At 49.8% G+C, this 12,530-nt stretch carries 8 protein-coding genes; 3 read left to right on the top strand and 5 right to left on the bottom strand.

The window, feature by feature from the left end; genetic code table 11:
* Positions 1–246 precede the first annotated feature (246 nt).
* Positions 247–2,106, bottom strand: a complete 1,860-nt coding sequence (locus MRY86_RS03230; protein WP_293571008.1) for a hypothetical protein — start codon at positions 2,104–2,106, stop codon at positions 247–249.
* A gap of 119 nt (positions 2,107–2,225) precedes the next feature.
* The gene (locus MRY86_RS03225) at positions 2,226–2,861 is read right to left on the bottom strand and encodes an N-acetylmuramoyl-L-alanine amidase (protein WP_293568777.1); all 636 of its coding nucleotides are present in this window, start codon (positions 2,859–2,861) and stop codon (positions 2,226–2,228) included.
* Between the two features lie 197 nt (positions 2,862–3,058).
* Here MRY86_RS03225 and MRY86_RS03220 point away from each other — a divergent pair, with 197 nt between their 5' ends.
* Positions 3,059–3,562, top strand: coding sequence for an FKBP-type peptidyl-prolyl cis-trans isomerase (locus tag MRY86_RS03220; protein ID WP_293568775.1), 504 nt, complete (start codon positions 3,059–3,061; stop codon positions 3,560–3,562).
* 79 nt (positions 3,563–3,641) lie between these two features.
* Here the strand turns inward: MRY86_RS03220 and MRY86_RS03215 are convergent, their stop codons facing one another.
* Together MRY86_RS03215 and MRY86_RS03210 are read right to left on the bottom strand one after the other, a co-directional pair.
* A complete protein-coding gene (locus MRY86_RS03215) occupies positions 3,642–4,535 on the bottom strand; it encodes a glycerophosphodiester phosphodiesterase family protein (RefSeq protein WP_293568773.1) in 894 nt (297 codons plus the stop codon).
* A 169-nt stretch (positions 4,536–4,704) separates the two neighbouring features.
* Positions 4,705–8,046: a carboxypeptidase regulatory-like domain-containing protein gene (locus tag MRY86_RS03210; protein ID WP_293568771.1), complete on the bottom strand. Its 3,342-nt coding sequence runs from the start codon at positions 8,044–8,046 to the stop codon at positions 4,705–4,707.
* Between the two features lie 315 nt (positions 8,047–8,361).
* On the opposite strand from MRY86_RS03210, the gene MRY86_RS03205 reads away from it, so the two are divergent.
* The gene (locus MRY86_RS03205; RefSeq protein ID WP_293568769.1) at positions 8,362–11,025 is read left to right on the top strand and encodes a plastocyanin/azurin family copper-binding protein; all 2,664 of its coding nucleotides are present in this window, start codon (positions 8,362–8,364) and stop codon (positions 11,023–11,025) included.
* Between the two features lie 61 nt (positions 11,026–11,086).
* Positions 11,087–11,878, top strand: a complete 792-nt coding sequence (locus MRY86_RS03200) for a patatin-like phospholipase family protein (protein WP_293568767.1) — start codon at positions 11,087–11,089, stop codon at positions 11,876–11,878.
* On the opposite strand, the gene MRY86_RS03195 is transcribed toward MRY86_RS03200, so the two are convergent.
* Positions 11,871–12,365, bottom strand: a complete 495-nt coding sequence (locus MRY86_RS03195; protein ID WP_044227124.1) for a phosphoribosyltransferase family protein — start codon at positions 12,363–12,365, stop codon at positions 11,871–11,873. The genes MRY86_RS03200 and MRY86_RS03195 overlap by 8 nt on opposite strands.
* Positions 12,366–12,530 lie beyond the last annotated feature (165 nt).

The raw sequence follows: 12,530 nt of genomic DNA, 5'->3' as shown, positions 1-12,530 counted from the left end.
CTAATCTATGAAATTTTCAAAGAACTTGCTCAGATGCTAAACATAGCATCTGACATTGAGTAGGTTTGCTATGGCAAACCACTTAATCGTCAGTATATGAACCTGATGACGATTGATACCCGGCTCGTTAAGATTAGCCGTGAAAAACCAAAAAGCCAGTGAAACCGCATCCACTGGCTTTTTTTTGAATTGAAGTCATCGAGAGAACAGGGCTTGCAAAATGGCAAAACCTACATATAGCCCTGATCAATTTCCCGGGTCCGCACTATTGTTGACATCCCCCGATTTTATGCCTATAAAGTCGAAATCCGGAATATTCCCGGTAATGTTACTGATCATGAAAACGCCGGGCAGAGGGGCTGCCATCGGATCATTGGGGCCGCTCAATGGCCAGGCGGCGGGTACAAAACGCCAAATATCCACAGCATCATAGTCTATGTTGATACCAAGGATAGCTTTTCGAATCGCAATTTGATCCAATACGGAGATAGACTGGGAATTGTTGACATCAGCGGCAATTTCCTTGTAGGGGCTATCGAGGCTGAGCAAGCCCAGGTTGTGCTGCCCAATACGGATAAGGTCTAGATTGGAAATCCCTTCCTGAATATCATCGTCCTTGGAGGCATGCAGGCCAACTACGCTGCCAGTAGGGACATCAAAAAAAGTATACAACCCATCGGCACCTGTGGTAACGGTATCATTGACCGGGCCCGAGAGGTAAACGGTGGTGTTGGCAACCGGAATGCCATCTTCGTTTGTAACGATCCCGCCGATACTTACCATAGCTGGGGGCGCGGCATCAAGCCCGCCGAGGGTATCGGCATTGGTTCCGGCAGGGTCCAGCCAGTCCATTAGACGGGAATCGGGCGCATTGCCCTCATCCCAGGAAAGCGTGAAACGACCGTAGAAGGCATTCGTGTCATCACAGCCATTAAATCCACCGTGTAATTGCCCTCTGATCTTGCCAGTGCCATCAAACAAACCACTTCCTGAAGAGCCCAGCTCAAAGGTACCCAGGCTAAAGTCCACATTAAAATGATGGTTGGGGGGAGTAGCGCCTGCCTGCCAGTTGATGCTGCTGGGGTGTATCTGTGCCTGATCGTAAGCAGAAACTTTTTTGATATCTCCACTTGGGTGGTGAAACATGACACCTGCATCCGGCGCGTTAGGCCTGCGGTCCCAGCCTGCGAAGTAAGCTTCAAAACCCGGAGGAATGGCGTTGTTGAGTTCAAACAAAACGAAGTCGCTTTCCCTGCGGCTCGCCCGGCGCTGACAACCCATTAGAGATTGGAAGGCAGGTTCTGTAGCCGGGTTGCCACAGTTTTCACCCTCATAATTGAAGTCGAATCGCCACAGGTCATAGAGGGGGGTATAGCCTTCATCACAATGATAGGCACTTAGGATATAAGGTGTTTCGTCTTCTGCGGTATTGTTGATCAGGGTGCCGCTGCAATAACCGGTGCCTTCTTCCAGTACCATCACAATCCGGCAAACGCTGCGCTGAATATCCCGGAAGCCGTCCCCGGCATCACAATTGGCATTGGGGTGACAGGCCAGACTTGTCCCAAAACCAAAATTGAGCACGCTACGGTTCGGGCTTTCGCGGTAGCCGTAGTCTACGCGGCGGATGTGAAGGCGGCCTTGCTGACGGGCATGAGCGGGCTCCCGGTAAGTAAGTTGGGCTGTGGCCCCTTTGGTGAAGCCGGAGAAAAATTGCCCGCCGGGCTGATTGTCCTGAAAAGTATAGATGGCTTTTTGCGTTTCTTCCGGGCTTGATAGCTCAAGGGTACTGCCAGGTGGCAGGTAAAAGGAATCGTAGATCAAACCAAGCCCTAAGGCGCCAGGTACGTGAACGGTGCAGGTCCAGGTAGCGCTGCCATCGGAATGGATTTTCCAGGTTCCGGCAATATTGAGCCCAATATCAGCAGTTAGGGGAGCGGCAACCCGGCTGTGCAGCCCTTTAGACTCATCTTCGCGGATCAATTGCTCTACGTTCGGCGGCGAGAGCTGAACCGTGGCGTTGGTTGTTGGGCCGGATTGAGCATCCGTACTGAACCATTGCAACAGGCATAAGCTCAGAGCGGGGAGTAAAAGCTTAAGTTTCATAGGATTATGTTCTTTGTCTTCTTCGTTTACCGCCAGGTTGTTACCACAGCGATAAGATTCAAAAGTACAAAGAAGTTATGGGAAGACCATACGAAATTTTGGATTGCGGTTGGCGTGGGCTACAGACTGTTGATATATTCAATGATGGTCCGTACCTGCGCTTCGGCAAAACGGTCCACAATTTCAGGGTCCATGAGGAGTTGGGCATCCTGAAAATTATCAAAAAACAGGTGTTCAATTAAGACCGCGGGCATTACCGTCCGGGTCAGGACATAGAACCGGGCTTCCTTGTCGTAATCTCCATCAGACCGGTCCGTGCGCATCGTGATGCGGTCCCCCAGTAGGTCTCGGACATGCCCCCAGTGGGTATCAGCAATACGGTCAGAAGCGGTGATGCCGGGGGAGGTGTAAATTTCATACCCCCGTGCGCCAACCCCGGATGCATTGGCATGGGTAGACAGGAAAATGCCCCGCCGGTAATTTCGGTAGTACCAGTTGGCCTGATCAACACGGTACTGTAGGGGGAAGTCTACATATTCGTGGTAAACAGGCAGATAACGAATGCCCAGTACATCAAGTTTCTGAATGACCCGGGCGACCAAAGTCCGGTTCCATACCCCTTCATAAAACCAGGAGCCGTTGTGAAACTGGCCCTGCTGATGCTGAAACTGTTTGCCCGGTGCTGTGGTGTATTGCCCTGAGGGTGTCACACCCCCGTGCCCCGCATCAAGGAATACACAAAAATTGTCATTCATGGTTGCGTCTGTTTGGCGTAATATAAGAACTTACCGTATATGAAGGCGCGAAAATGAACATAAAGGCGTTATACGTTAGTAGTTAAGGTAACGTTGCGGACGTTGTTTTTAGCTTGTCCAGGCGCAGAGTTCGTGTTTTTTTCCTTTTTTTGCGCTTGGAAACATGGCAAATCTCGAATAACTCAAATATACAAGCTATGAAAAAGCTATTCTTTCTGTTGCTGACTGGTACTGTGCTTTTAGGATTAGGCTGTGAGCGGCAGCAGTTTGGACGAGTACCGGAGGAAGACCGTTCGGACGAGGACGAAATTACGATTGTGGATTACCTGGAGGCCAATAACCTTATGGAAGATGCCGAGCGGCATGAGCTTGGCGTTTACTACATTATTGAAGAGGAAGGTGAGGGGAGTTCATTTCCAAGGATTAATTCCCAGATATTGGTGCATTACAAGGGTAGTTTGCTTGATGGAACGGTGTTCGATGAAACGGAGGATGGGGATGCTGAATTATTTGATCTTTCAAGAACGATTGATGGCTGGCGTATTGCGATCCCGCTGATCAAGAGGGGAGGAAAGATTAAGTTTTTTGTGCCCTCTAATTTAGCTTATGGCATTAACGATGGCAGGAGCCGACCCGTCGCACAGGGCATACCCGAATACGCTATACTTGTATTTGAGGTGGAGCTGGTTAACTTTCTATAAGCAAGGTTGAAATTCATGAGGTTTTAACCATAGAAGCTTTGGCTACCGGTACAAACCTCATGAATTTAATCAAAATTGATCAGTCCGTGAAAGCTTTATGTACGGCCAGGGGACGGTCTGTGGCCAGAATATCAGCTCCTGCTTTGAAGAGTTGGTGGTAAACCCGGTCTCCTTTTGCAGTAGCGCTTTGGTCAAGGTTGCCGATGGTTCCGACAATCACTGTGATACCGGCATCTTTGAGCTGCCGGTAAAAGGAGGCTGGGCGCTCCGTAAGGCCGGTAAAAGCCATAAGGTTTTTATGATTAAAAGGGCCATCCGTATAGCGCTTAAGCTCCAGCTCATTGCGGATATTAACGGAGATTCTGATTCGGGGGTCTTCCAGATAAGCCCGAAGCGCATCCTCATAATTATAAGTGATGACGGAGGCGTAATCAATGGCGCCCATATTTCGCACTGTTTCCACCACTTTTTCAATAGGCACACCACGTTTCACATCAAGTGTAAGCTGATGCCCTCTGCCTGCCCAATGCAGGACCTCCTCCAGGCTGGGCGGGTGGTAACGGGTAACGGTGCCATAGTCGTCTTTTAGGAAAAGGTGGTGTATTTCTGACCAAAGCGTCTCCTGTGCCGGTCCACAGCCGGTCGTCGTCCGGTTCAGTGTATTGTCGTGGAGCAGGAAGAGTATACTGTCGACGGACATATTCACATCACACTCGACAATCACCGGTGCTTGTTTGGTAATGAACTGGAACGTCTCCAATGCATTTTCCGGGTAGCCGGCAATAAAGCGCCCACCTCTGTGCGCACTGATCAGAGGCCTGGTTAATGATTTATTAACTGAAGAAACAGGAGTGGAAGGAATACGCTGCTCGTAAGCAACAGAAGATAGGTCGAACGAGGGGTTCGACATTTTTTGCCCCCAAAGGGCAGGTGCGAGCAATAGAAAGCCCGCACAGATTAAAAGTGTTCGCATGAGTTTGGGTTAGGTTTTTGTGCATTTGTTAAGCTATTAACGGGCTTGTTTAGGGTTTTGTTTCAAAGCATTAAACAAAAAAAGCCAGTAGCTCGAATTTTCGAACTACTGGCTTAGGTTGCCAACTAGAAAGCTATATCTAGAACCTTCAGAGGTTTATAGATACTTTTTAGTTGAAAATGTAGCGCAGGCCGACTTGCATCTGCCAGCGGGAAGAACGCAGGCCGCTGTCATCCAGGTTGCCTTCCCAAGGGTCCTCACCTTGGATAAGATCAGGATTGATCGTATACTCAGGAGTGGTAGTGGTACCCGGAGGGAAGCCAAGGTTGTTGTTAAGCTGAACAACGCTGTAGGCATCGAAACCAGGCGTAAAGCGGACAATACCCCATTCCGGATTCAGCATGTTAGTGAAGTTAAAGATATCCACTGACAGCTGAAGGGTGTTGCGCTTGCCACTTGGTAATTCTACGTAGAAGTCCTGTAGGAAACGCAAGTCCATAGTGAATTCAAAAGGCATTACACCAGTGTTACGCTCTACATAGTCGCCACGGAAATCATTCAACCCGTCGTTGTCTGAAATGTAGGCATCCAACAGTTCCCACTGCTGCTGAGCTGTGTAGGTTACACCATCAACTTCCAGATCAACCAAAGGAATTTGATCGATAGATTCCGGAACGAAGAACAACTCGTTGTTGTTGAAGCCACCATCATCCACAAAACGGAAGTTGGCAGAGTTGATTACGTAAGAGAAGTAGCCACCAGTCTGGCCATTTAGGTTAACAGACAGCTTGGACTTTCCACCGAAGCCACCTACGATTGGGTAGTCCAGCTCATAGGCAAACTGACCGATTACACGGTGACCAGGCGCAAAGATAGAGCGCTGAGCATCAATGATCGTGTTACGGCCCTGTGGGTTATAGTAACCACGCCACTGAGAGCTGTTCTGAGAAGAAGTGCCATCAAATGCGGAGAAGGCATCACCGTAAGAGTAAGAAAGCATACCGCTAAAGCCTCTGTCGAAAGGCTTGGCAAGGCTGGCTACGAAGTTGTAGCTGTAGCCTTCGTCCGTATTGCTAGCAAGGTAGATACCAGTGTAAGTAGGATCCACTACATCGTCTCCGAAACCAGCAGAAACACCGCTGAACAGAGGACGGTTGTCCGGGCCAGCACCAGTAAGGCTACGGTTAGAAGGCTTGAGCTGGAAGTTCTGGTAACGTACGTAGTTGATATTCTGGGAGAAGATACCTTCAAGCGTACCAACAAGGCCCCAAGGCAGTTTCTGGTCAACTGCGAGGTTGATCTTCATAATCTGTGGCAGCTTAAAGTCTTCTGCAAAGAGGTCAATTTGTCCGGAAGGATCTGGATCGTTCGTATCCACCTGCAGGATTGGAGTACCATCGTCTTCGAAGCCAACAGGCTGGCGCTGAATATCAGGGATAAAGTCAACATTATTGCGCTCAACACCACCGATGTTCAGACCGTAGTTGTTGAATGCACCACCTGGCCATACCAGAGGAATACGGGAAGTAAAGATACCGATACCACCACGTACTTGCGTTTCATTTTTGCCAGTTGGGTCCCAGTTGAAGCTAAAGCGAGGAGCGAATGCCAGCTGCGTACCAATGAAGGAACCAGTGCGGGCGCCACGCAGGTCGTAACCCTGAGCTTCAATCAAAGGAATGGTTTCGTTGTTGAACTGCGAGTTCAATGGAATATCAGTTGGCCAGATTGGGACATCTACACGAAGACCACCTGTAAACTTCAGGCGGCTGTTTACCTGATATTCATCTTGCAGATAGAAACCAAGCAGCATTTGCTCGAAAGCAGCGATTGCATCAGATTCATCACCTGCAACATTATCTACCTGAGAGAAAGAACGAGAAAACTCCGTAGCAGGCATACCTGCAAGGAACTGATCAACACCGGTCATGTCGTCATTATCGAGCCACTCATAGTAGCCGTAGTTCTCACGAATGAACAGGTTGGCTGCATTGAAGTATTCGAAGTTAACACCGAAGAGGGCAGAGTGCTTGCCTTTGTAGTAAGTAAGGTCGTTGTTGATGGTGATCACATCCTGATCCAGGCGGTTTGCAGTAGAGAAACGCTCTGCACCCAGGTTGATGCCACCAAATCCGTCTTCAAGGAAAACAGAAGGGAACTGCTCGCCGAAAGGATCCCGGTCATCGCGAACGATGGTTGCGCCTACCGTCACCTTGTTTGCCCAGCTGTTGTTGAACACAGAGTTCAATTCAAGGGCAGAAGAGTTAACGGTGGAGAGGAAGTACTCTGAACCATTGATAAAGCCGATGGAGTTAGTGGCGGAGCGGCGTGCCTCCAGGTTCTCAGCAGTACGGTAAGAGTGGCGGAAGCTCAGTTTGTGCTTCTGATTGATGTTCCAGTCCAGTTTACCAAGGATGAAATCACCATTCAGGAATGCAGTGTTGTCAGCGTAAGAGCCAACGTCATAGCCATAGCTTTCCTGGAAACGAGCTGCCAGGTTATCAATACCTTGTGCTGTAAGGTCTCCATTGTAAGAATCTACGTTGAAAGGCTGCGGCGTCTCATCGCGCTGCAATTCAGCGTTCACGAAGAAGAAGAGCTTGTTCTTCACGATTGGTCCACCGAGGCGGAAACCGTAGGTCTGAGCCGAGAAGTTGGCCAGCTCACCGCGGTCCTCACCACCAGGCATATCACCTGCCAGTGATTCGTTACGCATGAAGTAGTAAGCAGAACCTTCTAATTCGTTTGTTCCAGAACGAGTCACAGCGTTGATCGCACCACCAGCAAAACCAGACTGACGAATATCAAAAGGCGCTACTGCGATTGTAAACTGCTCGATCGCATCAAGAGAAATAGGAGAGATACCTGTTTGGCCACCATTTGTACCAGAGCCTGCCAAACCGAATGCATCGTTGTTTACCGCACCATCAAAGTAAATAGTGTTGAATCGGTTATTTTGGCCAGCAAGTGAGATAGAGAAACCATCACCACCTTCGTCAATGCTTGCCAATGGGTTAAGACGGGCAAAGTCAGCGATAGAACGGGAAATCGTTGGTACATCGTTGATCAGGCGCTCATCTACTACCGTTCTCTGACCATCTGCATTACCGTCGAAGATATCGTTGCGGTTGGCGACCACTTCGATGCCGTCGATCTCATAAGCCGTTTCCTGTAGTACAGCATTAAACTGGAAAGTCTGACCAAGAGACAGGTAGACGTTTTCCTTAACCAATTCCTGATAACCCGTATAGGTTATTTTGATCAGGTAAGGGCCACCTACACGCATACTGGGAATACGGTACAGACCATTTACATTGGTTGCCGCACCGTAAGTGGTTCCGGAGGGCTGGTGCACCGCAAGAATATTTGCGCCGATCAGCGACTCGCCGGATGGGTCTGTCACCTGGCCCTGAAGGCCGGATGTCGTTACACCCTGTGCCATAGAAGCAGTGCTGAAGACCAGCACCAGCGCTAAAGCGCCAAGGGCTCGCATAAGGTTTGTAAAGCTCATAAAACTAGCGTTTTTGATGATTGATAAGGAGTTATTTCCTAAAATCGCCGCTAATTTAAGCACCTTATGTTAAGGGCGTGTTAATTTTTGTCGGCAAACTGGCTCAAAAACAGATAGGTAAACTTGTGGTTTAGAATATTTTTTTAATAATAGCAGGCTTTGCGCAGTATTTCTTGAATTCAGCCCCGGACAGTACAATTTTATACCGAAACATTTCAAACAGACTTAACGCAAAGTTTTTTATCACCTTACGGCCATTTGCCTCCTTTTCTCCTATTTTTGCTCTGCACTCAGTCAAAACTAAAATTCCGATTTATGAAAAGAATGATAACACTTTCCCTGCTGCTCACCGTCCTTTCCTGGTGTGTGCAGGCCCAACAAAACTTTGCCGTTGATGTGCAAAGCAACTTTTACAGCCCCGAAAACCTGACCATCAGCGTAGGGGATACCGTTACCTGGACTAACCTCAACGGTTTCCATAACGTAAACGGTGATCAATCCGTCTACCCGGACAACCCGGAAAGCTTTAGTAACGGCAACGCCAGCTCCAGCGCCTGGACTTACCAATATGTCTTTACCATCCCCGGGACTTACACCTATCAATGTGACCCGCATGCGGGGCTGGGCATGGTGGGTACGGTCACGGTGGAAAACGCACCTGCTGGCAACCCCGCACTTATCCTGACCGCAGTATACGATGGCCCGCTGCCTGGTGGCCTGCCGAAAGGCATTGAGGTCTACGCCACTGCAGATATTGCCGACCTGAGTGCCTATGGTGTCGGTTCTGCCAATAACGGTGGTGGCTCGGATGGGGAAGAGTATACCTTCCCGTCCGTTAGCGCTTCCGAAGGGCAATACCTGTACCTCACGAGTGGAGACGACATGGCCTTCCAGGAATTCTTCGGGTTTGCCCCGGATTTTGCAGATGAAGGCGGTTCTGTTAATATTAATGGCGACGATGCCATAGAGCTGTTTTTTGAGGGCAACGTCATCGACGTCTTCGGTGAGATCAATATGGATGGCACCGGTACTGCATGGGAATACCAGGATGGCTGGGCTTACCGGGTCAATGGGACAGGGCCTGACGGCAGTACCTTCGTACTCGGCAACTGGTCTTTCAGCGGCCCGGATGCACTGGACGATGAGGCAACCAATGCTGGCGCGGCAGTGCCTGTACCGGTGGGCACCTACAACCCCGGTGGCACAGCTATGATTTCCGCCAATAATGATGTCGTGACTACCGATTTTGAAACCGGTATCACCATTGATATCCTGGCCAATGACCAAACCCCCAACCCGCTGACTTCTGTGGAACTGACGACTGGTGCAAATACCAATGGTACAGCGGTGCTCAACGCAGACAATCAGGTGGACTACGCTCCGGATGCCGGTTTCTGTGGCGAGGCGACTTTCGATTATGAAATTTGTGATGCGGAAGGTTGTTCCTCTGCAACCGTTACGGTGAATGTGCTCTGCCCTGTGGATTATCCGGAGTACCCCATTGGTACGGTGACCACCACTGATGCGGATGGCGCAGCAGATTCTCTTGGTGTGACCTGCGCCCTGCGTGGTGTGGTGCACGGGGTAAACCTCCGCCCGGAGGGCCTGCAGTTTACCATCATTGATGAGGCTGGGGATGGCATCGGTGTGTTTAGCGGCAATCAAAACTTTGGCTATACGGTCACCGAAGGTGATCAAGTGCTGGTGGAAGGTGCGATCGATCAGTTCAATGGTTTGATACAGATTGAAGTGGAGAATGTCACCTTCATTTCGGCTGGGAGTGCTCTGCAAACCCCTGATATCATCACCGCTCTTGGTGAAGCAACCGAGTCTCAGCTCGTCACGATTGAAAACGTCACACTGGTTGATCCCGCTGCATGGGGAGACGGCTTCTCCGGCTTCAACGTAGACGTCACGGATGGTACCAACACCATCACCGTGCGTATTGATAACGATGTGGACCTCTTCGATTTGCCCGCTCCAACCGGCACTTTCAATGTGACGGGTATTGGCGGGCAGTTTGACAGTAGCTCGCCTTTTGATGAGGGCTATCAGTTGCTGCCGCGCTATATGGAGGATATTGACCCTTATGACTCGGGCAGTGGAGGATCAGATTTCCCACCCTACAGCATAGGCACGGTGACTACTGTAGATAATGATGGCGTGGCCGACTCTTTGGGTGTTGCCTGTGAATTGCAGGGCATCGTATATGGTGTCAACCTGCGCGGCAATGGCCTGCAGTTTACCCTCATTGATGCAACCGGCGAAGGCATCGGCGTCTTCAGTGCCAGTGAAGACTTTGGTTATACAGTCACTGAGGGCGATGAGTTGGTGGTCCGGGGTACGATTGAACAATTTAATGGCTTAACGCAGATTGGATTGGAAGAGCTGGAGGTGGTGAGTACAGGTAATAGCTTGCTTGATCCGAACGATGTATCTGCACTTGATGAAACGACGGAGTCCAGCCTGATTACCCTGTTGGGCGTAACCTTAGTAGACCCTGCTGCATGGGATGACTCTGGCGCTTCCTTTAATGTGGAAGTAACCGATGGAACAAATACCTTCACGGTGAGGATAGATAACAACACGACTTTGGCGGGAACAGCCAATCCTGGCGACGCATTGCTTTCGATTACCGGCATCGGTGGTCAGTTTGACTCCGACAGCCCGTTTGATGAGGGTTATCAGATCATTCCCCGCTACCTGGAGGATGTACAGTTTATCGATAATACGGTGGATCAGGAGCTTGGGCAGCAGGTGAAGGTCTTCCCGAACCCTGCAAAAGGTACGGTAGTGGTAGAAACCACAGTAGATGTTGAACAGGTTACCCTCTTCAATGCTTTGGGGCAGCCCGTGCAGCAACTGCGCAACCTTTATGGTGCGCATACGCTCAACCTCAGCCAACTGCCAGCGGGCCTCTACAACGTTGTGTTCCGCAATGGACAGCATATCTGGACAGAGCCACTAATGGTTAGATAAAGATCAAAAACAACCTGCAAGGCGGGCCCTGGCAACAGGCCCGCCTTGTTAATCTTCCAACATGGAAAAACCATATCAACTGGGAATCGCCCTTTCCGGAGGAGGGGCACGCGGTATTGCGCATATCGGTGTGCTTCAGGCTTTAGAAGACCATGACATCAAGCCGGATGTCCTCTCTGGTACCAGTGCCGGAGCTATCGTAGCCGCGCTGTACGCATCCGGCAAATCGCCGGTTGAAATACTGGCATTGGTCAAACAGGCCAGCTTATTCAAGTTTTTTAAAGTGGGGCTGCCCTACGCTGGGCTTACCAAACATACCTACCTGCAAGAGCGCCTAAGGGAAACCATTGCCGAGGATAGCTTCGAGGCGCTCAAACTGCCTTGCTATATTGCCATTGCCAATCTTAATACCGGTGCGTGTGAAATCAGGAACAGTGGGCCGCTTTTCGATGTGGTTGCCGCTTCCTCTGCCATCCCGCTCATTTTTCAGCCAGTGGAAATTGATGGGCAGCAGTATGTGGATGGGGGATTGCTGGAGAATATGCCCGTTGCGGCCATTCGCGATCAGTCTGAATTTGTGTTGGGTGTTAATGTCATGCCTACGCTTATTGCAGAGAATAATGAGGTGAAAAATGTTTTCGGCATCGCTCAGCGCTGCTTCGATTTATCAATTTTAGCCAATACCCAGCCCAGCATTGACCTCTGCGATTTGCTGGTGGAGCCGGAAGGTATCCGCAAGTACACCATTTTGCATTTAAATAAATACCAGGAAATTCATGATGTCGGCTATGCGGCAATGAAAGCGAAAATGCCTGAACTACAGACTGCCTTAGCTGCAAAAAGCACTAGTTGAGAAATACAGATTGCTCGCTCACATCCCGGATTTGAACGTCAATATCTTCCATAAGCGTGGTAGCCAGAGAAAGGCCCACATAGTCCACCCTTATCGGGAAAGTCTTGTGCGTCCGGTCAATCAGGACGGCAACCTCCACCTTTTTGGGGAGTACGCTCATGAGTGGCTGCGTAGCGTAAAAAATGGTGCGCCCGGTATTGGCCACATCATCCACAATAATGATGGTTTTGCCCTCCAGTTCTGAGGCAGGCATTTCCAGGTTGATACCCTCTTTAAGCGGAGCGGCAGGATTGAGCCGGATGCGGGTGAGCGTGATGTGCTGATCGGTAATGTCGAGCAAAGCCTGCATCAACATCTGCGCGAACTCCATACCATTATTATTGATGCCCGCCAGAATGAGTTCCGGTTCTTCGTAATTGTCTTCCAGTATTTCTATGGCCAGGCGCTTAATTTTCTGTTGAATCTGGCTGTGGTTGAGTATCTTCATTGTGGTCGGCATTTTATCGCGCTGTGCGTCCCTCAAAATTAGTGAAATACGCCGCAATCTGCCCGACTGCGTCTCACTTTTTAGTAAAGAACCGGAAATATGGCTTATATTTCCGCAGGGATACCTTATTTTAGCGAAAATTCGCTGAGCAAAGATAATAAGTAT

The sequence above is a fragment of the Phaeodactylibacter sp. genome (assembly GCF_022763345.1).
In the GTDB taxonomy this organism is placed as follows: Bacteria; Bacteroidota; Bacteroidia; order Chitinophagales; family Saprospiraceae; genus Phaeodactylibacter.
The sequence above is the reverse complement of the archived record's forward strand: the minus strand, read 5'-3'. Positions and strand labels throughout refer to the sequence as shown.